The sequence below is a fragment of the Thermococcus piezophilus genome (genome assembly GCF_001647085.1).
GTDB classification, from domain to species: domain Archaea; phylum Methanobacteriota_B; class Thermococci; order Thermococcales; family Thermococcaceae; genus Thermococcus; species Thermococcus piezophilus.
The window spans coordinates 441270-463971 of record NZ_CP015520.1; the positions used below are offsets into that span (position 1 = coordinate 441270).

General features: G+C 53.2%; 23 protein-coding genes, 1 tRNA gene and 1 rRNA gene. 11 read left to right on the forward strand and 14 right to left on the reverse strand.

From position 1 onward, the window contains the following. Window positions 1-69: 69 nt before the first annotated feature. From A7C91_RS02505 to A7C91_RS02515, 3 genes are read left to right on the forward strand one after another with little or no spacing between them, the layout of a single operon-like run. A complete protein-coding gene (locus tag A7C91_RS02505) occupies window positions 70-435 on the forward strand; it encodes a BlaI/MecI/CopY family transcriptional regulator (protein ID WP_068664622.1) in 366 nt (121 codons plus the stop codon). Between the two features lie 6 nt (window positions 436-441). Next, window positions 442-1218, forward strand: coding sequence for a M48 family metallopeptidase (locus tag A7C91_RS02510; RefSeq protein ID WP_068664625.1), 777 nt, complete (start codon window positions 442-444; stop codon window positions 1216-1218). Window positions 1219-1227: 9 nt separating this feature from the next. Continuing rightward, a complete protein-coding gene (locus A7C91_RS02515) occupies window positions 1228-1767 on the forward strand; it encodes a deoxycytidylate deaminase (RefSeq protein WP_068664627.1) in 540 nt (179 codons plus the stop codon). On the opposite strand, the gene A7C91_RS02520 is transcribed toward A7C91_RS02515, so the two are convergent. Both A7C91_RS02520 and A7C91_RS02525 read right to left on the reverse strand, forming a co-directional pair. Beyond that, complete coding sequence (locus A7C91_RS02520) at window positions 1764-2129, reverse strand: DUF2304 domain-containing protein (protein ID WP_068664629.1); 366 nt, start codon at window positions 2127-2129, stop codon at window positions 1764-1766. The two genes, A7C91_RS02515 and A7C91_RS02520, sit on opposite strands and share 4 nt — an antisense overlap. Before the next feature lie 5 nt (window positions 2130-2134). Next, window positions 2135-3457, reverse strand: a complete 1323-nt coding sequence (locus tag A7C91_RS02525) for a glycosyltransferase (RefSeq protein WP_068664631.1) — start codon at window positions 3455-3457, stop codon at window positions 2135-2137. Window positions 3458-3514: 57 nt separating this feature from the next. Between A7C91_RS02525 and A7C91_RS02530 the strand changes: the two genes are divergently transcribed. After that, a complete protein-coding gene (locus A7C91_RS02530) occupies window positions 3515-4423 on the forward strand; it encodes an MraY family glycosyltransferase (protein ID WP_068664633.1) in 909 nt (302 codons plus the stop codon). Here A7C91_RS02530 and cas6 read toward each other — a convergent pair. Further along, window positions 4380-5129, reverse strand: a complete 750-nt coding sequence (gene cas6, locus A7C91_RS02535; protein ID WP_068664634.1) for a CRISPR-associated endoribonuclease Cas6 — start codon at window positions 5127-5129, stop codon at window positions 4380-4382. The two genes, A7C91_RS02530 and cas6, sit on opposite strands and share 44 nt — an antisense overlap. Before the next feature lie 201 nt (window positions 5130-5330). Between cas6 and A7C91_RS02540 the strand changes: the two genes are divergently transcribed. Further along, on the forward strand, window positions 5331-6527 hold the full coding sequence (locus A7C91_RS02540) for a proteasome-activating nucleotidase (protein ID WP_068664636.1): 1197 nt from the start codon (window positions 5331-5333) through the stop codon (window positions 6525-6527). Here the strand turns inward: A7C91_RS02540 and A7C91_RS02545 are convergent. After that, the gene (locus tag A7C91_RS02545; RefSeq protein ID WP_068664638.1) at window positions 6514-7647 is read right to left on the reverse strand and encodes an MFS transporter; all 1134 of its coding nucleotides are present in this window, start codon (window positions 7645-7647) and stop codon (window positions 6514-6516) included. The genes A7C91_RS02540 and A7C91_RS02545 overlap by 14 nt on opposite strands. Before the next feature lie 117 nt (window positions 7648-7764). On the opposite strand from A7C91_RS02545, the gene A7C91_RS02550 reads away from it, so the two are divergent. Both A7C91_RS02550 and A7C91_RS02555 read left to right on the forward strand, forming a co-directional pair. Then, window positions 7765-8697 (forward strand): serine/threonine-protein kinase RIO2, encoded by a 933-nt coding sequence (locus A7C91_RS02550; RefSeq protein ID WP_068664640.1) that lies wholly within the window; start codon window positions 7765-7767, stop codon window positions 8695-8697. Then, window positions 8687-9178 carry a hypothetical protein gene (locus A7C91_RS02555; protein WP_068664642.1) on the forward strand — a complete coding sequence of 164 codons (492 nt, stop codon included), beginning with the start codon at window positions 8687-8689 and terminating at the stop codon, window positions 9176-9178. The genes A7C91_RS02550 and A7C91_RS02555 overlap by 11 nt, the downstream gene beginning before the upstream one ends. On the opposite strand, the gene A7C91_RS02560 is transcribed toward A7C91_RS02555, so the two are convergent. The 4 genes from A7C91_RS02560 to A7C91_RS02575 all read right to left on the reverse strand — a co-directional run bounded on the left by A7C91_RS02560 (window position 9168) and on the right by A7C91_RS02575 (window position 13204). After that, complete coding sequence (locus A7C91_RS02560; protein WP_068664644.1) at window positions 9168-10115, reverse strand: LipS2 family lipoyl synthase; 948 nt, start codon at window positions 10113-10115, stop codon at window positions 9168-9170. The two genes, A7C91_RS02555 and A7C91_RS02560, sit on opposite strands and share 11 nt — an antisense overlap. A 2-nt stretch (window positions 10116-10117) precedes the next feature. Next, a complete protein-coding gene (locus A7C91_RS02565) occupies window positions 10118-11302 on the reverse strand; it encodes an MFS transporter (RefSeq protein ID WP_068664646.1) in 1185 nt (394 codons plus the stop codon). Beyond that, window positions 11303-12223 carry an isoaspartyl peptidase/L-asparaginase family protein gene (locus tag A7C91_RS02570; RefSeq protein WP_068664648.1) on the reverse strand — a complete coding sequence of 307 codons (921 nt, stop codon included), beginning with the start codon at window positions 12221-12223 and terminating at the stop codon, window positions 11303-11305. A gap of 66 nt (window positions 12224-12289) precedes the next feature. After that, window positions 12290-13204, reverse strand: coding sequence for a phosphate signaling complex PhoU family protein (locus A7C91_RS02575; RefSeq protein ID WP_068664650.1), 915 nt, complete (start codon window positions 13202-13204; stop codon window positions 12290-12292). 90 nt (window positions 13205-13294) lie between these two features. Between A7C91_RS02575 and A7C91_RS02580 the strand changes: the two genes are divergently transcribed. Beyond that, complete coding sequence (locus tag A7C91_RS02580) at window positions 13295-14464, forward strand: MFS transporter (protein WP_068667373.1); 1170 nt, start codon at window positions 13295-13297, stop codon at window positions 14462-14464. A 5-nt stretch (window positions 14465-14469) separates the two neighbouring features. Here the strand turns inward: A7C91_RS02580 and A7C91_RS02585 are convergent, their stop codons facing one another. Together A7C91_RS02585 and lysS are read right to left on the reverse strand one after the other, a co-directional pair. After that, window positions 14470-15051 (reverse strand): indolepyruvate oxidoreductase subunit beta, encoded by a 582-nt coding sequence (locus A7C91_RS02585; RefSeq protein WP_068664652.1) that lies wholly within the window; start codon window positions 15049-15051, stop codon window positions 14470-14472. A gap of 127 nt (window positions 15052-15178) precedes the next feature. Continuing rightward, entirely contained in the window at window positions 15179-16759 is a 1581-nt protein-coding gene (gene lysS, locus A7C91_RS02590; protein WP_068664654.1) for a lysine--tRNA ligase, read from the reverse strand. A 137-nt stretch (window positions 16760-16896) separates the two neighbouring features. Here lysS and A7C91_RS12280 point away from each other — a divergent pair, with 137 nt between their 5' ends. From A7C91_RS12280 to A7C91_RS02600, 3 genes are all read left to right on the forward strand, one after another. After that, window positions 16897-17247, forward strand: coding sequence for a hypothetical protein (locus A7C91_RS12280; protein ID WP_324609501.1), 351 nt, complete (start codon window positions 16897-16899; stop codon window positions 17245-17247). Between the two features lie 39 nt (window positions 17248-17286). Then, on the forward strand, window positions 17287-17727 hold the full coding sequence (locus A7C91_RS12285) for a hypothetical protein (protein ID WP_324609502.1): 441 nt from the start codon (window positions 17287-17289) through the stop codon (window positions 17725-17727). Between the two features lie 66 nt (window positions 17728-17793). Then, window positions 17794-18402, forward strand: a complete 609-nt coding sequence (locus A7C91_RS02600) for a diacylglycerol/polyprenol kinase family protein (protein ID WP_068664655.1) — start codon at window positions 17794-17796, stop codon at window positions 18400-18402. Here the strand turns inward: A7C91_RS02600 and A7C91_RS02605 are convergent. The 4 genes from A7C91_RS02605 to A7C91_RS02620 all read right to left on the reverse strand — a co-directional run bounded on the left by A7C91_RS02605 (window position 18399) and on the right by A7C91_RS02620 (window position 22699). Next, window positions 18399-18965 carry a DUF366 family protein gene (locus tag A7C91_RS02605; protein WP_068664657.1) on the reverse strand — a complete coding sequence of 189 codons (567 nt, stop codon included), beginning with the start codon at window positions 18963-18965 and terminating at the stop codon, window positions 18399-18401. The genes A7C91_RS02600 and A7C91_RS02605 overlap by 4 nt on opposite strands. Before the next feature lie 22 nt (window positions 18966-18987). Then, window positions 18988-19230 (reverse strand): hypothetical protein, encoded by a 243-nt coding sequence (locus tag A7C91_RS12290; RefSeq protein WP_324609503.1) that lies wholly within the window; start codon window positions 19228-19230, stop codon window positions 18988-18990. A gap of 243 nt (window positions 19231-19473) precedes the next feature. Continuing rightward, window positions 19474-22502, reverse strand: a 23S ribosomal RNA gene (locus tag A7C91_RS02615). Between the two features lie 120 nt (window positions 22503-22622). Then, a tRNA-Ala gene (locus tag A7C91_RS02620) sits at window positions 22623-22699 on the reverse strand. Window positions 22700-22702 lie beyond the last annotated feature (3 nt).

Consider the following 22702-nt stretch of genomic DNA (forward strand, 5'->3'; position numbering starts at 1 on the left):
ACTACAACGCACAAAAACTTTTTAGACTGAGCACCCTACATAGAGTAAGGGATTAGAAAGGTGGTACCTATGGAGCCCCACGAGTTCAAGCTCACCGAGGAAGGAATAAAGGCTGTTCTGCCACCTCTCGAGGCGGAGATAATGGAGCACATGTGGAAGGTTAAAGTCGCCACGGCTGGCCAGGTCTATGAGTACATGAAGGAAAAGCACCCCGACATAAGGCGCTCCACCATAAGCATCCTCATGAACCGTCTCTGCGAGCGCGGTCTCCTCAAGAGGGGGGTCGAGAAGGGAAGGGGTGGTATGAGATATGTCTACTCAATAACCACCACGAAGGAGGAGTTCGAAAAAAAAGTGGTGGAAAGCATTCTCGACGCCCTCATGACGAACTTCAGGGAGGCAACATACGCTTACCTCTCCAAAATTAAGAAGTGATGAAAGATGCTCTTCATCATAATATCCCTTGAGGTCCTGCTGGCAGTCATAGCCTTAAAGGAACTGGGTCTCAAGGTAGCGCTGGCAGCGTTCGGCATCATCTTCGCCTTCTACCTCTGGGTCTCGACCCACGAGATCAGGGGCAACTATATCACCCTTGAGAGGAGCGAGATCCCCTGGCTCTACGACGGCATAGCCAAGATGGCAAAGAAGGCAAAGCTCTCAATGCCAAGGGTGTACATCCTCGACGACTACATACCCAACGCATACTCCTTCAAGGACACCATAGTCCTATCCCTTGGGCTGTTTGAGGTTCTCGACCAAGACGAAATTCTCGCGGTTGCCGCTCACGAGCTCGGCCACATAAAGAATGGCGACACCAAGACCTTCCCGCTCATAGCTTACGGAAGGTACCTGATGATAGTCTTCACAGCAATCTTGATCCTGCTTGCCCACAGCATAGGAATGACGATAGCCGCGCTGGGTCTTTACGTCCTCTACGAGGTCACCCGTGTCGATTTCCTCAAAAAGAGGGAGTTCCAGGCAGACGAGACGGCACTCAGGTTGCTGGATATCCCAATGAGTCTGAAGCGCGCCCTCGAGGAGCTAAAGTACTACGAAGACCTTAGAATAGGAGTCAGGCACACCTCTCTGCCGAGCATCGAGCCTGCCATAGAGAGAAAGCAGAGAGTAACGCTTATAGACACCCACCCGAGCTACGATGAGAGGATATTAAGAATTCTCGCTGAGATAAACGGCAACATGTTCAACAAGAGTATATAGTGATGGGCTATGGGGGTTGAAATATTCCTCGACAGGGAAAAGGCGGAGCGCATAAAGCAAATCAGGCCAACCAAGGACGAGTACTTCATGTTAATAGCAAAGCTCGTGAGCCTTAGAGCGACCTGTCCGAGGCTCAGGGTCGGGGCAGTTGCTGTTAAGGACGGATACATCCTTGCGACAGGCTACAACGGCGCCCCCAGGGGCATGGAGCACTGCATAGATGTAGGCTGCCTCATAGTTGACGGCCACTGCCACAGAGCGGTTCATGCCGAGCAGAACGTCATAGCGATGGCTGCCAGAAAGGGCATAAGCCTCGAGGGGGCAACGCTCTACGTCACCCACTTCCCCTGCGACACCTGCTTTAAGTTAGTCATCAACGCCGGAATCAGGGAGATAGTCTACGAAGAGATGTATCCCAACGAGGCCACGGAAATTCTCCTGAGGGAAGCGCAGGAAAAGGGAATTGTCAAAATAAGACAGTTCAAGCTCCCGAAGGAGCGCGTCAGGCTTTTCCTAGAGGAGCTCTTTGGAGAGTTCGTGGAGGATTAAAGCTTCTCCTCTATTTTTTCCAACCTCTTGTTCATTTCCTCAAGCTCTATGGCGAGTTTCCTAGTGAGTTCCGTTATCTCACGCTCGGTCTTGTCAACGGCCAGGTAGACCCTGAAGATGAGGATGTATCCTAGGCCGATACCTATAACGAAGAGGGCGTCAAAACCTCTTCCAAGGCCAAGGATGCGCTTTATCTCGTTGGCTATCTCCACGGGAAATATCGCGACTATCATGAGGCCAAGCAAGAGTGCCTCCCAGAAGAGAAAGTCTTCCCACTCAAACTCCCTGCGCCCGTACCTGCCGAGCACATAGACCATCAAAGCCAGGACAACAACTATCGTTATGTACTGAACCGCGTACATGTCCATCACCTCAGTTTGTCAAACAGCAGGTTAAGAGCTATCTTAACCCCCTCCAAAATGTTCGTACCCTTCTTCATGGAGTACTCGGTATAGACGGCCTTTATAGGAACCTCCACAATCCTGCAGCCGTTCTTCGAGACCTCTATGATTATCTCGCTCGAAACCGCATAGCGATCGCAGGTTATCGTTATTTTTGACGCACACTCACGGTTGAAGCACCTAAGCCCGCTCTGGCTGTCGCTGACGTACTTCCTCGCGAAGACCGCGGTTATGGCGTCGAGAACGAAGTTGCCGAAGCGCTTGACGAATGGCATCTGACTTGTATCGCCCTTGAGTCTTGAACCCACCGCAAAGTCCGCTTTGCCTTCAGCGACTGGCTTCATAACGCGAAGAGCATCACTAACAAGATGCTGGCCGTCGGCGTCGAAAGTTAGGATTAACCTCGCGCTCCTTCTGAGGGAGTATTTAATGCCCGTACCTAATGCCCCTCCGAGTCCGCGGTTGACGAGATGAGTGAGCACGTGGACATTCTTTGAGCGGGCTATCTCGGCAGTCCTGTCCCTGCTACCGTCGTTGACGACGACTATCTCCTCTGCCCGGAAGTAGCGCAAAAGGTCGTCGAGAACCACGCTGATGGTTTTTTCTTCGTTGTAGGCCGGAACTACGATGTAGGTGCTTAACAGGTTCTCCAGCAGTCGAGGGAGCTCTTTAATCGTTTCAACCTCAAAGCTCGGCTCTGCCTCGACGCTGAAGCTCATCCTTCCGGCGTTGTGGCCAGTTATCATAACGCTCAGGGCACCGAGCTCATTAGCGGGGATTACATCGTAACCGTGATCCCCAACGACGAGAACCTTAGTTGGCTCGACGCCGAAGGCGGTAATTATCCTCTCAAGCTGGCCAGCATTTGGCTTGACTTCCCCGACCGGAACATCGTCTCGGGTGGATATCAGCGAGAAGTAGTCCTTAATGCCGTGCATCTCGAGGGCCTTCATCGTTGCCTCACGGGAACTCCTCGTCATTATCGCCATAGGAATACCCTTTGCCCTTAGGAACTCCAGAACATCCATGACTCCCTTGAAGAGAAAGCTCCTCTCCATCCGCTCCACTTCAAGCTCAACCATTATTGAGTAAAGCTCCTTAAAGCTCCCCCCGGTTTCCCTCGCTATCCTATGGAGATTCTCGTACATTGGGGTTAGATTCCCCATTATCTCCTTTGGGATGCCCATCTGGAGCAATCTTGATTTCAGCTCCTCCTTCACCTCAGAGAAGGGCTTTGGGGCTCCTATTAGCGTTCCGTCCAGATCAAAGACCACCAGCCTTATGTCCATAGCTTCCACCGAAGGATTTATTTCTAGGCAGCCGTAACACCTGTGGGTGTGCTTAGTATGATGTGGGCCGCTCCTCTTATAGGTTTAACCCTAACTCTCATCCTCACGCCGTACGTTGCCAGGAGAATGAAGAAGGCAGGGATAACCGGACGGGATATCCACAAACCCGATCAGCCAGACGTAGCCGAGATGGGGGGAATCACTATCCTTCTGGCGCTTCCTGTGGCGCTCTCGCCCTTCATGAACGAAGAGCTCGCAATGGCCTTAATTGTTTTCCTTCTCTTCGGGATCGTTGGAGTTATAGATGACCTGACGAACCTCAGACAGCTCCACAAGGTAATCCTCTCGCTCTTCGTCTCCATCCCCGCTATGTTTCTTGGGGTTTCATCGGAGATTGATGTCTTCGGCTTTTCGCTCAACCTAGGGGTTCTTTATCCAATCTTCACGGTGCTCTTCGTAACCGGTTCCGCGAACCTTGTGAACATGCTCGCCGGATTCAACGGGCTCGAGATTGGCGCTTCGGCGGTAGCACTCTTCTTTCTATCCCTAATAACCGAAGGAAACGCTAGACTGCTCGCACTAGCTGGAATGGGTGCTGCTCTCGGCTTCCTGTGGTGGAACAGATACCCCTCAAGAGTCTTTCCCGGCGATACTGGAACACTGAGCGTCGGGGCTCTTATAGGATTAATAGGAATTATAGGGAAAGTCGAGGCTTACGCAGCGGTACTCCTTATACCTCATTTCCTCGACTTCATCATAAAAGCGATGGGGGTACGTTTTGGAGTCCGCAGGCACGGAAGAACGACCGTCCGCCCCGATGGGACCCTTCAGGCTCCCCCGTATCCAAGCTTTTTGGGGATGATAATGAGAAAAGTCAAAGTAACAGAGCCAAAGCTGGTCGCTATAGTATGGTTCATTGAGGCTATTCTTGGTCTTCTCGTCTTGGTTTTTCGTCTATCACTTTAACCATGCCAAAGCCATACCTCGTTTTCTCCCCAAAGCCATTCTCGTAGCCAAAGCGAGCTATTTCAAGGGAACCGCGGTAGCGGAATATCATCAGAGAGCCGCGGTAGTAGGTATCCTTGACGAGTATCCTAACGGGTTTGAACTTGATGACATCTATTGTGAAATCTTTATCCTCAGGCATCGCCCCCATTATGGCCGAATAGCGCATCAGCATAACCTTCCTGAGCTTCTCGAAGAAGGCCCTCTCATTTGGATAAAGATCCCATATCTTCATATTGTTACTGCCCAACTTGACCGTCCTGACCATGATTGGGCTGAGAGTAGAAAAAAGAGCTTCATTCTTTATTTTAGGCTCCTTAAGCATCTTTATATCATCAGCTATGAAGGCAGCATCTCCTATTTGAAGAATGGGACTATCAATGAAACCCACAACCACTGCCTTTATAATTTCACTCGACGAAGAGGATATGTAGAGTGAGACATCATCTGAGAGAACTCTTATTCCCTTGTCAGGTATCAGCTCGCGCTTTCTCACCATTATGCGGGAGAAGGTGAGATAGTCAACATGACTGACCCTGGCCTCACGAGCAAGCTCAGGAGAAACTACTGCCATTTTTTCGATGAGCTGAGTGTAAACATCATAGTTGTAGTTGAACGGAAGAACAGTGCCTTCTTCAGCGGGCCTGAATTTTATCTCAACCCTCATTACATCACCCCTAGGTATAACCTACCACTAACAAAATTAACACTTAAAATTAATAAGAATTTCGTAGAGAAGTTCCTGCATATCGTTTTGAATCACCATCAAATCAAAAAGTATATGAAATAGTACATCCAATATAACCCCACAATGGATAGAGTTAAAAAGGCTCTTCTACACAATTGAACCCGGAGAGAGGTGAAACTTATGAGTGTTGAAGACGTTGAGATTAAACCCTCAGAGGAGTACGATGACTACGTCATGTATCTCAAGCGCAGGATTAGGCAGCTTGAGCTCCAGGTGAGAACGCTTGAGGCCGACAAGGAGAGACTGGAGAGGGAGCTTTCACGCTTACGTATGGAGATGTCGAGGTTAAGGCAGCCTCCTGCCTTCGCGGGGACGCTGATAGAGCTCCTCGATGAAGATAGGGCAATAGTCCAGAACTACAACGGACCCCGCTTCGTCGTTAGAATCGCTCCGTGGGTGGAGCGGGAAAACCTGAAGCCTGGAGCGAGAGTTGCCCTTGACCAGAGGACAATGGCCATCGTAGAGCTCCTTCCAAGCCAGAAGGATCCAAGCGTTCTCGGCTTCGAGGTCATCGAAAGGCCAACGGTCAGCTACAATGACATAGGCGGCCTCGAGAAGCAGCTCCAAGAGCTGAGGGAGGCTGTAGAACTCCCACTCAAGCATCCGGAGCTCTTCGAAAAGGTCGGAATAGATCCACCTAAGGGCGTTCTCCTCTATGGCCCGCCGGGATGTGGAAAGACCCTCCTGGCAAAGGCCCTTGCCCACGAAGTCAACGCGACCTTCATCCGCGTTGTCGGAAGCGAGTTAGTAAGAAAGTTCATTGGAGATGGTGCAAGGCTTGTCCACGAGCTCTTCGAGCTGGCCAAGGAGAAGGCTCCAACTATAATATTCATCGACGAAATAGATGCCATTGGAGCAAAAAGGATGGACGAGACCACCGGTGGCGAGAGGGAGGTCAACAGGACTCTCATGCAGCTCCTTGCAGAAATGGACGGCTTCGATCCGAGGGGCAACGTCAAGATCATTGCAGCGACCAACAGGCCAGATATCCTTGACCCAGCACTGCTCAGGCCAGGAAGATTCGACAGGCTCATAGAGGTTCCGTTGCCAGACTTCAAGGGCAGGCTCGAGATACTCAAGGTGCACACGAGGAAAATGAGCCTCAAGGACGTTAGCCTTAGGACAATCGCGGAGATGACCGAAGGGGCGAGCGGTGCAGACCTGAAGGCCATAGTCACTGAAGCGGGAATGTTTGCCATAAGGGACAGGCGCGAGTACGTTACTCAGGAGGACTTCCTCAAAGCTATCGAGAAGGTCTTTGGCTCGGAGCAGAGGCTCGCCCAGCAGATAGCCATGCACGAGGTCATGTACGGCTGACGCCGCTTTCTTCCATTTTCTCCAGTTTTCCTCCCACTTTGATTATCGCCCAGGCGAGAAGATACATGATCGGGATCGAAAGAAAAGCATTCTCATAGCCGAAACTATCGATTAACCGGCCAAAGAGATAAGGACCCACCGTCGCTCCAAAGAAGCCGACCATGTTAACAAAGCCCATCACTGAGCCCATGTTCGCCCCACTGGCCTTTTCGGATGTGTACGCGGTGACTATCGCCCCCACGGAGTAGAAACTCAACCCAAGAGGAAGTACAACCCAGGGGGATGCCGTAATGGCTAGGATGAAGGTTAAGAGGGCGTTGAGACCGAACACTATTTCAATACTCCTCTTTCCAACTCTGTCGTAGAGCTCACCACCAAAAAGCGAGCCGGCTATTCCAACAACAGACAGCAAGGAAAAGAATAGTGAGGCTGTCTCAAGCGAAACACCAGAGTTTATGAAGAATGAGACGAGAAATGTGAGCAGGCCAAAGAAAGCCGCGAGGACTATAAAGTTCGCCACACTGAGAAGGGAGACGTTCTTGGGGATAGAGAAACTGACCTTGCTCGGCCTTGAGACTTCACCCTTAATAGCAAAAGCCAGGGCGAGACCGACGGCGAAGCTCATAGCCGAGAGGACAAGGAACGCATAGCGCCACTCTAGGTTAATGGCTATGGGAACGACTATCAGGGGTGCCATGCCGCTCCCGATGGGTGGGCCCACCATAAAGACTCCCAAGGCAGACCCCTTCCTCTCGCGGTAGACCTCACTTATCAAAGCTGTAGCTGGGGCGTAGTAAAGGCCGGAGAAGAAACCGTAGACCGCCCTAACCGCGAGAAGTTCCCAGTAATGCTTGGCAAAGCTTATGAGTGCGGACGAGACAGAGTAGCCGATTATGCTTATCACGAGGAGGCGTTTCCTTCCGATTTTGTCACCGAGGTAACCGGCCGGAACCTGGATGAGGGCATAGGGAAGAAGTAGGGAGGTCATCAGAAGGCCAACCTCGGCGTTGTTTATCCCTAATTCTCCTTTTATCATCAGTATGAGGGGCGAAATTGCCATTCTGTGCGCGTAGTTGAATATCCAGCCAAGGGATAGGAGGAGCAAGAGCCTTCGGCGCATGGTTTCGATAAAGAACTGAGCGCTTAAAAGATTGTCGGCAGAATTGCCCACTCAATGGACGGAAATGCCGACTAACGTTTATAAAGTCCTGTTCCCGAGCGATTTTAGGGAGAAGAGATGGTAAGCAAACTGTTGGCACTTGAGGCTTATCCGAACCTGCGAGACCTAGACTTCCGCATACTCAGAGGGGTAGAGCTGAACATGCGCCATCACAAGTGGGTGCCGCTCGAGGACGTGGCAAGGTTCGCTAGGGTGGATGCAGAAACTGCGTCCTTCCGCCTCGGAAAGCTCGACAACTGGGGGCTGGTGAGGAGAAGGAGCGACATAGGTTACATCGGCTACCAGCTCACGATCCACGGCTACGATGTCCTAGCCATCAGAACTTTTTCGAAGAGGGGAGTTATCGAGGCCATCAGCACAACGCAGATAGGCGTTGGAAAAGAGGCCGACGTTTACGTAGCCCTAACCCCGAGCGGCGAGAAGGTTGCCGTAAAGTTCAACAGAATTGGAAGAACGAGCTTCACGAGAGTAAAGCTCTACCGTAGGGACTTCATAGACAAGCACCACATAAGCTGGCTCTACGTTTCGCGCCTCGTTGCCCAAAGGGAGTATGAAGCTTTGCAGCTCCTCTCGCCAATCGCAAGGGTTCCACGTCCCATAAGCTGGAACAGACATGTCATAGTGATGGAGTTCATCGAGGGAACCGAGCTGGCCGAGCTGAGAGACACTGATCTGACCACCGAGGAAGCCTCACGTATACTCGACCGGGTTCTAGGGGAATACCTCAAGATAGTCCGCTTCGGCATGGTGCATTCAGACATGAGCGAGTTCAACATAGTTTTAACCAACGATGACGACATCCTAATCATAGACTGGCCGCAGTACCTGCCGACAGCCTATCCAGAGAGCCTTGAATACCTAAAAAGAGACATAACCGTACTGCTCAACGCCTTCAGAAGGAGATGGCGGGTTGAGAGGGATTTTGGCGAGATATGGAGAGAATTTTATGAAGCATGGCTCATGAGCAGAGGTGGTAAAAATGGCAATTAAATTCGAACCGCTGAACCGGCGGGAGAAGATAGTTAAACTCTTCCGAGAGGCCATAGAAGCCGAGAACGCTAGGGATTTGAAGACCGCCAAAAGAAAGCTGGATGAGATAATGGAGCTGGCTCGCAAGACCGAGCCGGAGTTCTACTTCGAGGCCTGCTTCAGGATGGCCGACGTATTCATCCAGGAGAACAACTACCGTGGAGCCGTTAAGTGCGCGATAAGGGGAATATACAACGCCCCAAATAGGGACCTTTACCTCTCCGGTATCAAAAGGCTTGGGGATATCCTCTTCATCATGAAGAGGCAGAACCGCCTGGGGGAACTCCCCGAGAATATGGACATTACCCTCAGCCTCGTGAAAGACGATGAAGAGCTCCACTCCTTCGTGAGTGCCCTCGTGAGGCTCGCGAGGGGCGAAGAAGTGAAGGAAGACTTCAAGCTGAAGGAGTTCAGAGAGATAATTGAGGCCCTCAAAGAATAATGTCCAGGGATCTCTTCACGTACTCCATTTCCGGAATGAACGGGAAGTTGTAGGGCTCTTTTTTCGGCCTCTCGTTGTAGTAGGGCCTGTTGCAACCGGGGCAACCGTGAGTAGTGAAAACTTCCACCGGAAGGATCTCAGCCAGTTCACCCTTTGAGATTCCAAAACCTATGAGGCCACCATCTCGATCAAATTCAAGGTCATGAAACTCGACTATTCCTTCCTTCAGAAGGTAGTGGACCACTTGAATGCGTCTGTAACGCTTGAAGTTCGGCGGTTCAACCTTTTCAAGGCGCGTCCCCCTGATGGGTGTGAATGCAAAAAGGGAAACCTCCGCGTCCATCGAATAAGCCCTTGCTATCGTCTCAAGGGCTTCCCTATCCGTCTCACCAAGGCCTACAATGATGTGCACAAAAGCCTTGCCCTCGCCGAAGATACTTATGACATCCTTGGTAAAGCGCCACATATCGTCCCAGGAATAGGTGGAGTCCTTTATCTCAGGATAAAGCCTCTCGCTCGCGACGTCGAGGCCGACGCCGATGTAATCGACTCCGAGCTCCCTAAACCTCTCAAGGGTTTCTTTATCAACGGGCGTTATCGAGAGGGAAATCGGAAGGCCGAGGGGCTGGAGACCTTCGAGGATTGTAAAAACGTCATCGACCAAACCGGGATAGTCAATGGTCTGGAGGCATATTCGAGCGAAGTTTCCATCGCGAAGTTTTTCCACAATGGTTTCCAGCTCAAAGGCTGGCCAGGTCACGCGGGAGAGCCTGTTCAAATCTGCATTACTTTCCCTCGCCTGGGGGCAGAAGGCGCAGTTGTTTCTGCAACGGCCCTCGTGATACGTCATCAGATAAGCAGTATGAGGCCTTGCAAGCATTTTAGCCTTGATTAAACCCATAGCTACAGCCGTGCCGTACGAGACCCTTATCAGCATGCTCATCCCCCACTGGCCTCTTCACCAGTCCTTAAAAACCTTGGTAGCTGGGCTATGAGGAGGGACAGCAACATTATGGGCGGCAACAGCGGGAAGATCGCGGCGTACCCTTTGAGCTGGGCGATGTAGCCGAGGACTATCGGGCCGGTAAGGTAGCCGAGGTCAAAGAACATCGTGTAGATACCAGAGCCAAAGGTCCTTATCCTCCTCGGCAGGCTCGCGAGAGCCATCATCTGGAGTGAGGGGACCGCCAGGCCAAACCCCGCGCCGAGAAGGGCAGCGCTGACGTAAGAAACGGGGGGGCTAGTGTAGAAAGTGAGGATGACGTACGCAACAAGAACACCGCCGAGACCAACGGCCGTCACGGGAAGAGGACCGCGTCTGTCGGCCTCTTTGCCCCCGATGACTCTCGTCAGAAGGCTAGCGCCACCCATTATACTGGCGTAAATGCCAAAGACGCGAGTTCCAAAGCCGAGGGACTTGTAGAGAGCGGGAAGGAATGTGTTCAGCCCGCCGTAGGCAAGAGACATGAAAAACAGGGCAAGCGAAGCCGCCACGAAGAAAGGCCTTAGGAGAGCCCTGTAGCTCGGCTTATCATACCTCTCGTGGAACCTTAGACTTACCTCTCCCTTGATCCGAGAGTGGGCGATGAGAACAAACCCAATAGCGAGGAGAGAGAGGATTACGGTCAATACGAAAGCCACCTGGAATCCAAGTAAATCAGCGACAAAGCCACCCAATGCCGGCCCCATGAGGTTGCCAAAGGAGAACATCATTCCACGCCAACCAAGGGTCTCGCCAACCCTGCCCTCTGGAGCCATGTCTATGGCGGTGGATAGGGAAGAGGGGAAAAAGAGGGCCATTGCAAAGCCGTGAAGAGCCCTACCGAGGGCGAAGATCGTTAGGCTGCCCAAGAAAATGGAAGTGACGTAAAAACCGCCAGCGAGCGCCCCAAAGAACGATCCGAGCGCCATAACCTGGAAGCGCAGTCCCCTATCACCCAAAACTCCCCCAAAGGGCTTGAAGACGAGCGCCACTATCGATGAAATTGCCGCTAGGGTTCCGACGATGAAAGGATCCGCACCGAGGTTGATGGCGAGGGGCGAGATTAGAGGGTTCACTACCGCCATGCCGAGGAAGAAGAAAAACGTCGAAGCGTGGAGGAACCAGATGTCCTGCTTTCCCATTCAGACCCCCGCTTGAGGTTCGTTCATGCCATCCTTTATGAAAGCGTAGCTCATGTGTTTGGTGTTCTTGGTGAAGCCAATATTTCCGCGGGAATCAACCATTATGATGCCCATAGTATCAGCGCCGAAATATTTCGTGGCGAGGCTTATAGCGGCATCGCTGGCGGCCTGAGCGTTCATGCCGAGGCGGACGAAGTCGGTGGCGCTTTTGGCCAGGGCGAGCTTTATTGCCACCTCCCCGAGGCCGGTGCACGAAGCCCCAGCGACCTCGTTGGCGTAGGTTCCACCGCCGATTATAGGAGTATCCCCAACGCGGCCAAACATCTTGAGGAAGATCCCACCCGTTGAAGTCCCCGCAACTACCTCATCTCCGTCGAAAGCGACGGCACCAACGGTGCTCCTCAGCACCTCAGGGTATCCCTTGATGAGCTCGCCCAGCTTCTTCCAGTGCTTAACTTCCCCAGTCTCGAGGAGCTTCTTCTTCAGCTCCTCCCACTGCTTCAGCCTCTCGTCGGTTCTTGGATCGTACTCCTCGAAGCCCATAAGGCGGGCAAATTTGACTGCCCCCTCTCCACTGAGGATGACGTGGTCAGTCTTCTCCATGACCTTCCTCGCGACGCTTATCGGGTTCCTGACTCCCCAAATCCCAGCGACGGCACCGGCTTCGAGAGTCTTCCCACGCATTATTGCAGCGTCCATCTCGACCTTTCCATCGAGGGTCAGAACGGAGCCGGTTCCGGCGTTGAAAATCGGGTTGTCTTCGAGGGCCTTAACCGCTTCCTCAACGGCATCGAGGGCAGAGCCGCGCTTGAGCTCGCGCCAGCCAGCAAGAACAGCATCTCTAACACCCTCGATGACCCTTGGGATACGATCTTCCTTCTTAATCGTACCGGCACCGCCGTGAACTATTATTGCGACCATGAAAACCACCGTAGGTAATGGGCCTCGAACGGTTAAAAGGGTTATGGAAACGAAAAGATTGAAACCTCAGCTCAGGGCCATGTTGATTATCGTTTCCCCTATGTTCTCAAGATATTCGAGGATCCTGCGGTAGCTCTCGAGGGCTATGGACTGATGGTGGTCGATGGAACTTATTTCCTCCTTCAGCTCAAGCATCAGCTTGTCTATCTTGCCTAGGTCCCTCTCCTCGATCTGTGCCATCATCTGGCTGAACTTCTCTTTCAGGTAAGGAACGTTGATTTCACTGGGGTTCTCCGCTATGCGCATTATGTGGTCGCCTATGCGCTCGATGTTGCGAACTATGAAGAGTATGCCAAGCAAATCGAAGGTGCGCTTGATTATGCCGCTCTCCTCAGTGACGCCGCGCTTCGTGAGGATTCTGTTCACTGCGCGTATTATGAGGAAGTAAAAGCGATCTAGCTCGTTCTCCAAATCGTTTATGTCCCTCAGGATCTCTTCCTCGCTGGGGGAAGATATTAGAAGCTCGAGGTCTCCAAGCATTGAGATTATCAACGAGCGAATCCTGCTAAGCAGTTCCGCAAGGTTAACCTCTTCCTCATCGAGCAGGCTCTTGGCGACCATCTTCTGGGGCTCGTCAAGGATTATCTCAACCCCTGGAAGGCTCTGGAGCACTTTCCTTATCTTGACCTTGTAGATGGGCATCTCCTCGGCGAAGTGAATCTCAAGGATATCATAGCCTTGAATGTAGGCAGAGATGACCAAACGAACGGCCATGTCAGGGGAGTATTCTTTGGATATGTATAAGATTTTCTTCTCACTTACCTCCTTTGGCTCCTTTGGAAAGATGGTTATGCTGCCGTCAGGATTCAGAGCAAGGGGAACGACATCGCCCTGCTTTAGACTGTGTTCTTTAACCCACTTCTTTGGCAGCGAGATTATGTATGAGCTCCTGCCGGTAAATTGAATCTTTCTGAACTCCATAGAGATCACCTGCCAATATATAGTCGGCTGGATATGTATAAAACGCTTCACTTCGATAATCTTATAAACGCTAAGATTCACATTTCGACCATGCTCAAGGGATACAGCAGGGACGCAAAGATACTCATAGGAGCCAACGCGGCTGGACAGCTGTTCCTACAGTTCTCGATTTTCATAATGCCTTTTTACTTAGCGGCACTTGGGTATGACATGGCACAGATGGGAACGTTCTTTTCGATCCAAACGCTGGTCGGGGGGCTTTTCTTCCTCACTGCCGGCCAGATTTCATTAAGATTGGGCTACAAGAAAACCCTCATATTGAGCGCCATCCTTGGATTAGCGGGGCGGCTTCTCCAGGTGCTTGCAATTAACTATTACGTACTCGCCCTCGGCTTTTTCTTGGTTGGCGCCAACATGGGTCTCAGACAGCCCAACTTCTCAGCACTCCTAAGCGAGGAGGTAAGCGATGAGCAGAGGCACCACGCATTCTCCATAAGCTTTGGCCTGGGAACCCTCTTCAACGCAGTGGGAGTTTTGATAGCGGGATTTGCTCCAGATTTTCTCATTAACAGCCTTGGCATAACTGAGGACATCGCCTACAGACTTGTGGTTTCCCTCGCGCTCCTGCAGTTTGTACTCGTCATACCAGCACTCGTTATTATTCACGACGTTCCCGTGAGGAACCCCAAGATAAACTGGAACCGCGAGCTGGTCGTCAAAATACTCAAGTTTTCCCTGCCCAGCGCCCTGATAGGCCTTGGCGCAGGAATAACAATTCCCTATATGAGCCTGTACTTCAAGCTCCGCTTCGGGACAACACTCACATCAATAAGTGGGGTGTTCTTCATCCAGCAGCTCACCATGAGCCTTGGCTCCTTCGGACTGCCGAAACTCGTTGAAAGGATAGGTCCGGTAAAGGTCATAAGCCTCTTTCAAAGCACGGCAGCCTTTCTGTTCATCATATTCCCTTCAATAGAGACGTTCCTCCTGGCAGCGTCACTCTACATCCTCCGTTCCATACTGATGAACATAGTCTGGCCGATAAACGACTCCTTCATGATGGGCTTTTTCAACACCGAAGAAAAAGCCACCGCTTCGGGCATAAGGAGGGCTTTCTCCACGTTCATGAGAGGAAGTGGGAATTACTTAGGAGGCATTTTATTCGGCATGTCGTTAAGCTATCCTTTCTACGCTACAGCTTTCCTGTACATCGTTGCAACGGCAATCTTCTACTCATTCTTCATCAAGCACAATAAGTAGAAAGCTCAGCGGGAGAGTTCTATACCCCTTTTGAGAGCCTTGAAGTTTATCTCCCAGAGCCTCTCCCTGAGGGTCTCCCTTATTCCGTCCATGATGCTCTCCTTCTTGAGGGGAATCAGGCCCTTTCCGTAAGCGTAGCCGAGCATTAGGACGCCAAGGGTTCTCGGGTTGATTTTGTCAGCTTCCTCCTGAAAGTTCCTCACGTCTACTGGGCATACCCTTCTTAGGGCAGCCTCTATCTCCTCAAGGGAGGGATACTTCTCCTTGCCTACGAGGGTTGTCGCGGTGTGAATCGGGTGGGCGTTGATTATTGCGTAGCTCTCTTTACCGAGGAAGCGGGCGTTCCTCAAAGCTTCGGCCGGCTCAAGGGCGAGCATGAGGTTGGCATTCCCTTCTTCAATTAAGGGGGAATAAACTTCCTCACCAAAACGCAGGTATGAGAGAACGCTACCATAACGCTGGCTCATTCCAAGGGTTTCTCCAATTCTAACGTTATAGCCTTCTTTCATCGCGGCGTTTCCAATTATGCGCGAGAGGGTCAATCCCCCCTGACCGCCCACGCCAGTAATTATAAGGTTGAACTCCATTTGGACCACCTAATGCTGTACTATCTTGATGTTTTTAAAGATTAAGAAGGGCAATGTTGGCGGTCAAACAGTCCCAGCGCAGGAAAGCAGTAGAAAAGTGGCGGGACTCAATAAAAGGGGAGAAAAATCAGGCCTCCATACGGAGGCGCCTAATCACGAATTGTCTGTCGAGTGAAGCTAGGAAGCTGGCAAGTCTGGGACCGCGATCCTTACCGATGAAAACGTTGTAGAGCGCCTTGAACCACTCCTTGCTGTTTATGTTCCTCTTCTTAGCTACATCGAAGATGACGTTGTTAAGCTCGTCGACGGTGAACTCCTCGTGGGCTTCGAGCCATGCAGCGACTTCCTCCATCGCTTCAAGGATATCCTGGTTAAGATCAAGCTCGGGGACTTTTTTGAGGATTGAGAACTTAACGTTCCCCGGCGCGTACTTCTCGACCCAATTCTTAGCCAAGCAGATTCTGAGTCTAATTCTCTCGAGGTCTTCCTCGGTGAGCTTATCCGGGAGATGGCCCTGCTTCTTGAGGACCTCGATAATACCGCTTTCGTCGAGATGTGGCATTTGAACAAGGTTAACGAGGAACCTGAACGGTGCCTGCGCGACCAGCCTCTTGGGAACCTTCGGCATCGAAAGCTCGTAAGTTCTCTTTAGCTCCTCCTCTTCCTCAGGATTCTTGGCCTTCCCAAGGCCGAAGTAGATACGCTCAACCTTGTCGAACTCGTCGTAGAGGTTGAGCAGACCGAGGCCAAGGTCTATCTTGAGCTCCTTGTTGGGTCTGTGCTTGGCGTAGATAAAGCGAATTATTCCTGGCTCGAGCACCTCGTAGAGGTCGCTAAGGAGGATAACGTTGCCCTTGCTTCCACTCATCTTGCCCTTCTGACCCTTTATGCCCACGAACTCGTACATTAGCGTTAGGGGGGCAGGCTTTCCGAAGACCTTCTCCATTATTTCGCTGCCCGTGTCGTAGGAGCTCCCAGCCGCAAGGTGATCCTTCCCAGCGGGCTCAAAATCAACGCCAAAGTGGGCCCAGCGCATCGGCCAGTCAACGCGCCAGCGGAGCTTGACGTTGCCCTCGCGGATGTCCGTTTCTCCCTCGCTTCCGCAGTGGGAACACTTATAGGCTACCTTCCACTCGCCGTCCCATGAAACGAACTCAGCCTCCTTTCTGCACTTGGGACAGTAAACCATGACAGGCTGCCAGCTCTCTTCGAGAGGCGGCTGCTTGGCCCTCTCGCGGTACTTGTCGAGTATGGCCTTTATCTCGCCGCGCTTTTCAAGGGCCAGGCGTATGTCCTCGGCGTACTCGCCGGACTTGTAGAGGTCGCTGGCGTATAGGAAATCCACCTCGATGCCCATCCTGGCCACCTCTTCCTCGAAGAGGCTCATGAAGTGCTCGGCATAGCTGTCGTGGCAGCCCCAGGGGTCTGGAACCTCACGGACAGGCATGGTGAGGTATTCCTTCCACTCGCTCGGAACGTTCTTGGGAACCTTCCTAAAGCGGTCGTAGTCGTCCCATATGTGAATGTGTCTGACCTTCTTTCCCCTGTCCCTGAGGGCATGACCAACAATGTAGGCGGTGAAAAACTCCCTGAAATTGCCTATGTGAACGTAACCGCTCGGGGTTATGCCGCTCTCTACCACGTACTCCTCCTTGTCTCCCATCTCTTGGATAATCTTTTCAGCCATGTAGTCAGCCCAGTGCACCATTTTTTTCACCCGAGATAGCTTGGTGGAGGGGCTTTTAAGTTTAAGTTCGCCAGATAATAATAACTTCACGACGGAAAAATTTAAAAACTTTGGTAGTAAACAACTTTGGGACGTAAAAATAATGGGGGGGTCTTTAGATGGAGTTTGGGCTGGAAAGGATGCAGGTTTTCTTTCCGGCCTCGTTGGAGAGACAAGAAGAACTGCTCAAAGCAGGATTCAAGGTGCCCTACGATAAAGAGAGCGGCATAAGAACACCCCTTCCTGTTGCGTCAGATTTTTCCAGGGGAAGAAAGATCAGGAAGTCCAGGCTCCTCATGGCGAAGGAGTTTCCTGGGGATGGAAAGTTCGTGGAGCTTCCGCCCGAGAGGAGCATCTTAGGGGTGGGCGTCAACGAAAAGGGCTTTGTCAGGATGACGGTAAAGCCGCTCGAATACCACCTGGAGGACATGGGTTTCGTCTCAGTGCCCCCTAGAGTATGGGGGATGTGAGCAAGCTTTTCAATGCCGTTCTCAGCCTGCGAGGAGCTCATGGAGTTTCTGGGGGAGTTCAATGGTGAGGAGCCGAAAGGGTTCTACCTGGCGTCAAAGGGTTCAGGAAGGAGAATAGAAGTCTACGCCTACAAGGGGAGAAGCCGAAAAGACATCGGAATTCCCGTCTTCGGCTACGCCCTCGGCCTCCACGGGCTAACCCTGGCGGAGGAGTACCTCCGGGAGAAGGCAGAAGAAAACGGCGTGGATTCCGAGAGGCTGCGCTATCTGAAGCTCGGCCTCAAAAAGAGGAAGGAAACGAAGGCAGGTCTAAAAGTCGGAATAGTCTGGGAGGATGGGAAGCCCGTGGAGATAGCGATGAAACTCTCAACGACTGCACCTCGAGTCAAGATTCAGGGACTCTACGATGAGCTGGTAGGAAAATCTAGAGGAGATATTGGGGTCTCAGAAGAGTCCGCTCGGCTTTCGGCAGCTAGCTAAAAACACTAAGGCATTGAGCGAAAAGCATATTAACATTCTTTCATTTTTAACTTCAGGTGGAATCACATGGTCCCATGGCTCATCTACACAGTAATCGCCGCGACGTTTATACTAGCCGCGATATGGATAACACGGCATCTCGGAGAAGACTATGCATGGATCAACAGGAAAATCATCCACTTCAGCATCGTTCCAGCTGTCCTGATGTACTACCCGGGCTTGATCCCGAAGGAAGTCTTTAGTGCCGCAGCATTTATCTTCGGCGCCGTTCAGCTCTGGCCACACCTGAAGAACAGTGAGTTTTCGTGGTACCAAATCAAGCACAACTACGGGGAGGTCTTCTTCGCATTCTCCGCTTCAGCTGTTGCGTTTTTCCTGCCCCAAGAGTATGCAACGGCCCTGCTTTTGGCCATGGCAGTAAGTGACGGGGTTACAGGAATAATCAGGCATCACTATTTCAAACGGCATGGTTTCAACGTCAAGCTCAAGAAGCACTGGACCGGAAGCCTCGGCTACATAGTAACTGCCGCGATAATAGCCTTCGCACTGCTCGATGCGGGAGCAATAATGAAAATAGCATGGGCGGGAATTCTGATGCTTGCAGAGTACCAACCCTACGTGGATGACAACTTGGCCGTTCCACTCGTGGGAAGCGTCCTCTTTTTAGCGTTTTAGCTCGCCCACCTGACTTTTAGACTGTCCTTCTTTACCTTTTTGAACTCCTCAACGAGGGCCTTTCCAGTTCTATCCATGAAGCCATCGACATCGTTGATTCCAATCTCTTTTAGGCCGATGGCATCGATGCCCTTGGGAATCCCCTTCGCCTCGACGTTGATGCCGATGTGAATCTTGATGCTGACAGGTGAAACCGTGGCTATAGAGATGCTAAGCTTCTTACCGTTCACGTAGATGTCATCACCTTTCCTAACGGTTTTGATGCCGTAACCACCAAGAACTTCGCATAGCTTGGCTATGAAGAGCTTCTGAAGGGTTGAGGCCAAGAGGACGTTGGGAAAGTCGAAAACCTCAATGATGTAGTGCACCATGTCGTCGCTCCTGATCTCTTTCTTTGCCCGTAAATCTTCAATATCTATCATCTCTTCGACCTTGACGTCGCACTTCCCCCTGAAGACGACGAGTGAGTTGCCAAGTATTCCAAAGTTTCGGTAGGCCCAGTGGCTCTGGATTGCAGAGCCGTCGTAGTCAATACACTTGTCCGTAACTACGAGCAGCTCCATCACGAACCCTCCAACAATTTTTTCAGCTCGTCAACCCATCAACGTCCACCCACATATGGATGAAATCAACGTTATGAACCTTTAAAAGGATTTTATCAGTGTGGAATGTTCTGTCATCTATGCAGATCGCTCCCTCGATTTCGTGGCCAATCGATGGAAGCTCTTTTGGGAAAAAGTAATCCCACAACCCGAAGCCCTCGAGAATAGACCAGACTTTTTCTTCGAGGTTCCAGCTGGCTATACTCAGAATAAAGCGCTCGCTCATTCGAGAAAATCACGGATACCATGAAACGGTAGAGTTCTTCACATGGACATCAATGAGATAATCACCATAGAACTCGCAGGGCGGATTTAGAAGAGAGACATCTCCACGATCATGTAGCCAAGGTTAGAATCCACAGGCAAGTTTTAACGATTGCAATTGAAGTGCACAGAAGCGCGAGAAGTTAAAGACTTTGAGGACCGTGCATAGGCGGATTGACCTATCAAATGCCCAGCCCTCCTTTCGAGGGCAGAAACCTCGGGCTGTTGGGAGCGGCAGGCTGAACGGGTCGGTTTCCCTTCCCGCTTACACCCCCGCCCCATCAAACGGGTCTTCTTCCCGAGCCCTCGTCCCAGGCAAAGGACCGGTCGCCCGACCCCCTGTCGCCTGAGAGTGGCCGCCTATTTTCGGGGACCGCTTCGGCCTTAGATGCTTTCAGGCCTTATCGGACGCGGCGTAGCTGCCCGGCTATGCCCTGTAGGACAACCGGTAGACCAGAGGCCGCGGCTCCCTGTTCCTCTCGTACTGGGGGAGCCTTCCCCTCAGGCGGCCAACACCTCCGGTAGATAGCATCCGACCTGTCTCACGACGGTCTAAACCCAGCTCACGTTCCCCTTTAATGGGTGAACACCCCCACCCTTGGCCCCTGCTGCAGGGCCAGGATGGGAAGAGCCGACAGCGAGGTAGCAAGCCTCGGGGTCGATATGGGCTCTCGCCCGAGACGACTCTGTTATCCCCAGGGTAGCTTTTCTGTCATCCCTGGCCCCCACCGGGGAGGCACAGGGGTTCGCTAGGCCACGCTTTCGCGGCTGGACCCGCCTCTGTTACGGGTCCAGTCAGGCCGGCTTTTGCCCTTGCACTCTACGGCGGATTCCTGACCCGCCTGAGCCGACCTTAGGGCACCCTCGATACCTTTTCGAGGGTGTGCCGCCCCAGCCAAACTGCCCACCTACCGCTGTCCCCCTATTGGGGTTAGCCGTACGGCAGAGGGTGGGCGGTGTCTCATGGACGGCTCCACCCGCCCCGGAGGACGGGCTTCGACGCCTCCCGCCTACGCTGCGCACCCCCCGCCGTACGGCAACGGCAGGCTGCAGTAAAGCTCCATGGGGTCTTCGCTTCCCACCGGAGGTCCCAGGCATATGCGCCTGGCAGTGGTTTCGCCGGGCCCCAGCCGGGGACAGTGGGGACCTCGTTACGCCATTCATGCAGGTCGGCATTTAACCGACAAGGAATTTCGCTACCTTAAGAGGGTTATAGTTACCCCCGCCGTTTACCGGTGCTTCACCCGGTTGGACCCGGGCTTCACATACCGGCACTGGGCAGGCGTCGGCCCCAGTACAAACCCTTTCGGGCTAGCTGGGACCTGTGTTTTTACTAAACAGTCGGGCCCCCCTAGTCACTGCGACCTGCGAGTTGCGCACCCGCAGGCACCCCTTCTCCCGAAGTTACGGGGCCAATTTGCCGAGTTCCCTCGGCTGGGTTTCCCCCGACACGCCTTAGGCTTCTCACCCAGGGGCACCAGTGTCGGTTCTCGGTACGGTCGCGGTGGATCGTTCCCAGAGGGCTTTTCACGGGCCCCAGGGATCGGCGGAACCCCCCTTACGGGAGGCCATTCGCGCTTTCACCCGGTTCTCACCATTACGGTACTCCCCGGGCTTATACGCTTAGCCGGCCTTGTGGACCGGTCCGCCTACCCCGAGGCGTCACCCTCTGGGCTTGCGTTGCCGCATCTACCACCGCGGTACGGGAATATAAACCCGTTTCCCTTTCGCCAGCTCCGAGTTACGGGCTGGCTTAGGACCGACTAACCCACGGCTGACGATCATTGCCGTGGAACCCTGGCCCCTTCGGCGGCCGGGATTCTCACCCGGCTATGCTGCTACTCCCGGCAGGATCCACAATACCGACGGGTCCACTGGACCTTACGGCCCAGCTTCCACCCCATCGGCACGCCCGCCTACCCGATCACGGACCAATCGGTCCGTGCGCCGGGGTCTCGGCGGCCGGCTTAAGCCCCGTCCATTTTCGGGGCCCCTGACCTCGACGGGTGAGCTGTTACGCACTCTTTAAAGGATGGCTGCTTCTAAGCCTACCTCCCCGCTGTCTAAGGCCAGGGACACCCTTTGGAGTAACACTTAGCCGGCACTTAGGGGCCTTAACCCCGGTCTGGGTTGTTCCCCTCTCGGGTGACGGCTTACACCGCCCCCCTACTCCGGCCATCTACGGCGGTAGTGGGTTCGGAGTTTGACAGGGAGCCGGGGGATTTCTCCCCCTAAACCCCCAATCAGTGCTCTACCCCACCACCTACCTCCGGCCGGGCTATCCTGAGGGATAATTCGACGGGAACCAGCTATCGCCGGCCTCGATTGGCCTTTCACCCCTAGCCCGAGGTCACGGGAGCGAATTGCACGTCAGCATCCCTAGCGGGCCTCCATCCCTCTGTTGAGGGACTTCACCCTACCCCGGGCTAGATCGACCGGCTTCGGGTCTCACGGCCGTGACTCCGGGCGCTTTCACACCCCGTCCCTCGGCAAGCGCCTGCGGACCTGTCGGTTTCCCTGTGGCTTCGGGGCTTAACCCCCTTAACCTCGCCACGGCCGTGAACTCCCTGCCCCGTGATCCAAGACGGACGGTGCAACCCCGGTCCTCTCCCCTCGTACTCCCGCGTCGCCGCGGTTTCCTTCGGAGAGACTCAACCCTTTCGGGCCGCACCCACCTATCGCCGCCTGGTTTCAGGCTCTTTTCACCCCCTACCAGGGGTGCTTTTCAGCTTTCCCTCACGGTACTAGTTCGCTATCGGTCTCGGGACGTATTTAGGGTTGGGAGCCGATGCCTCCCAGCTTCCCGCCGGATATCCGACCGACGGTACTCAGGAACCCTGCAGGAGCCTGAGGGCTTACGCCTACGGGGCTTTCACCCTCTACGGCGCCGCGTTCCAGCGGACTTCGGCTTCACCCTCGAGGCTCCGACGCAGGGCCCTACAACACCACATCCCCTCCGGGTTTCCCCAGAGGGTTCAGTTTGCCCTATGCCGCTTTCGGTCGCCCCTACTCACGGCATCGCTTTTGCTTTCTTTTCCTGCGGGTACTAAGATGTTTCAATTCCCCGCGTTCCCCCTCCCGACTGGGAGTGCGGCAAGAGCCGCGGGAGGTCCCATTCGGGAATCCCCGGTTCGACGGCTGCCTGCGCCTCGCCGAGGCTTATCGCAGCTTGCCACGCCCTTCGTCGGCGCCCCGAGCCGAGCCATCCACCAGGCGGCTTAGGTTTTCTACCCTCTACTTAGAGGGCTGGGCATTTTTTGGGTCAATCCACCTATGCACGGTCCTCATCGTGACCCCTGTTCGGAGCCTAGGACCCTTCCACCCCGAGCTGTGCTCGGGATGTGCACCTCTTCGTGGTGGACCGGCCGGGATTCGAACCCGGGGCCTTCGGCTTGCAAAGCCGACGCTCTCCCAGGCTGAGCTACCGGCCCACG

Excerpts from the sequence above, each read along its gene's own strand:
- A7C91_RS02505 (WP_068664622.1), top strand. The coding sequence starts at position 70 with ATGGAGCCCCACGAGTTCAAGCTCACCGAGGAAGGAATAAAGGCTGTT.
- A7C91_RS02510 (WP_068664625.1), top strand. The coding sequence starts at position 442 with ATGCTCTTCATCATAATATCCCTTGAGGTCCTGCTGGCAGTCATAGCC.
- A7C91_RS02515 (WP_068664627.1), top strand. The coding sequence starts at position 1,228 with ATGGGGGTTGAAATATTCCTCGACAGGGAAAAGGCGGAGCGCATAAAG.
- A7C91_RS02520 (WP_068664629.1), bottom strand. The coding sequence starts at position 2,129 with ATGTACGCGGTTCAGTACATAACGATAGTTGTTGTCCTGGCTTTGATG.
- A7C91_RS02525 (WP_068664631.1), bottom strand. The coding sequence starts at position 3,457 with ATGGACATAAGGCTGGTGGTCTTTGATCTGGACGGAACGCTAATAGGA.
- A7C91_RS02530 (WP_068664633.1), top strand. The coding sequence starts at position 3,515 with ATGATGTGGGCCGCTCCTCTTATAGGTTTAACCCTAACTCTCATCCTC.
- cas6 (WP_068664634.1), bottom strand. The coding sequence starts at position 5,129 with ATGAGGGTTGAGATAAAATTCAGGCCCGCTGAAGAAGGCACTGTTCTT.
- A7C91_RS02540 (WP_068664636.1), top strand. The coding sequence starts at position 5,331 with ATGAGTGTTGAAGACGTTGAGATTAAACCCTCAGAGGAGTACGATGAC.
- A7C91_RS02545 (WP_068664638.1), bottom strand. The coding sequence starts at position 7,647 with ATGCGCCGAAGGCTCTTGCTCCTCCTATCCCTTGGCTGGATATTCAAC.
- A7C91_RS02550 (WP_068664640.1), top strand. The coding sequence starts at position 7,765 with ATGGTAAGCAAACTGTTGGCACTTGAGGCTTATCCGAACCTGCGAGAC.
- A7C91_RS02555 (WP_068664642.1), top strand. The coding sequence starts at position 8,687 with ATGGCAATTAAATTCGAACCGCTGAACCGGCGGGAGAAGATAGTTAAA.
- A7C91_RS02560 (WP_068664644.1), bottom strand. The coding sequence starts at position 10,115 with ATGCTGATAAGGGTCTCGTACGGCACGGCTGTAGCTATGGGTTTAATC.
- A7C91_RS02565 (WP_068664646.1), bottom strand. The coding sequence starts at position 11,302 with ATGGGAAAGCAGGACATCTGGTTCCTCCACGCTTCGACGTTTTTCTTC.
- A7C91_RS02570 (WP_068664648.1), bottom strand. The coding sequence starts at position 12,223 with ATGGTCGCAATAATAGTTCACGGCGGTGCCGGTACGATTAAGAAGGAA.
- A7C91_RS02575 (WP_068664650.1), bottom strand. The coding sequence starts at position 13,204 with ATGGAGTTCAGAAAGATTCAATTTACCGGCAGGAGCTCATACATAATC.
- A7C91_RS02580 (WP_068667373.1), top strand. The coding sequence starts at position 13,295 with ATGCTCAAGGGATACAGCAGGGACGCAAAGATACTCATAGGAGCCAAC.
- A7C91_RS02585 (WP_068664652.1), bottom strand. The coding sequence starts at position 15,051 with ATGGAGTTCAACCTTATAATTACTGGCGTGGGCGGTCAGGGGGGATTG.
- lysS (WP_068664654.1), bottom strand. The coding sequence starts at position 16,759 with ATGGTGCACTGGGCTGACTACATGGCTGAAAAGATTATCCAAGAGATG.
- A7C91_RS12280 (WP_324609501.1), top strand. The coding sequence starts at position 16,897 with ATGGAGTTTGGGCTGGAAAGGATGCAGGTTTTCTTTCCGGCCTCGTTG.
- A7C91_RS12285 (WP_324609502.1), top strand. The coding sequence starts at position 17,287 with ATGGAGTTTCTGGGGGAGTTCAATGGTGAGGAGCCGAAAGGGTTCTAC.
- A7C91_RS02600 (WP_068664655.1), top strand. The coding sequence starts at position 17,794 with ATGGTCCCATGGCTCATCTACACAGTAATCGCCGCGACGTTTATACTA.
- A7C91_RS02605 (WP_068664657.1), bottom strand. The coding sequence starts at position 18,965 with ATGGAGCTGCTCGTAGTTACGGACAAGTGTATTGACTACGACGGCTCT.
- A7C91_RS12290 (WP_324609503.1), bottom strand. The coding sequence starts at position 19,230 with ATGAGCGAGCGCTTTATTCTGAGTATAGCCAGCTGGAACCTCGAAGAA.